Raw genomic sequence first — 298 nt, forward strand, 5'->3', positions numbered from 1 at the left:
CTTGGCCACCTCGACGATCTCGGCGTTGCGGACCGCGATCCCGGCCACGTGCTCGGCTGTGACGGTCTTTTCGTTGTCAGTCAGCGCATAGGCCGGCACTGAACCGCGCCGAGTTTCGTGGAGGCCGGGTTAGCTGGCTGGGGTGAGGATAGCCGGGGCGGTTTGGGTTCGGTAGTGGGTCTCGAATTCGGCTGGTGGAAGGTCGTTGCAGGCGCTGTGGAGGCGCCGGTTGTTGTACCAGTCGACCCATTCCATGGTGGCGATCTCGACGTCGTCCAGGCCGTTCCACGGGCCGCGC

At 65.4% G+C, this 298-nt stretch carries 1 protein-coding gene; it reads right to left on the minus strand.

Going from position 1 to position 298, the window contains the following annotated elements:
- Window positions 1-129: 129 nt before the first annotated feature.
- The gene (locus FLV34_RS43635; protein WP_369074172.1) at window positions 130-279 is read right to left on the minus strand and encodes an integrase core domain-containing protein; all 150 of its coding nucleotides are present in this window, start codon (window positions 277-279) and stop codon (window positions 130-132) included.
- Window positions 280-298: the final 19 nt, after the last annotated feature.

It is taken from the genome of Microbispora sp. CSR-4 (genome assembly GCF_008033685.1).
Classification (GTDB): domain Bacteria; phylum Actinomycetota; class Actinomycetes; order Streptosporangiales; family Streptosporangiaceae; genus Microbispora.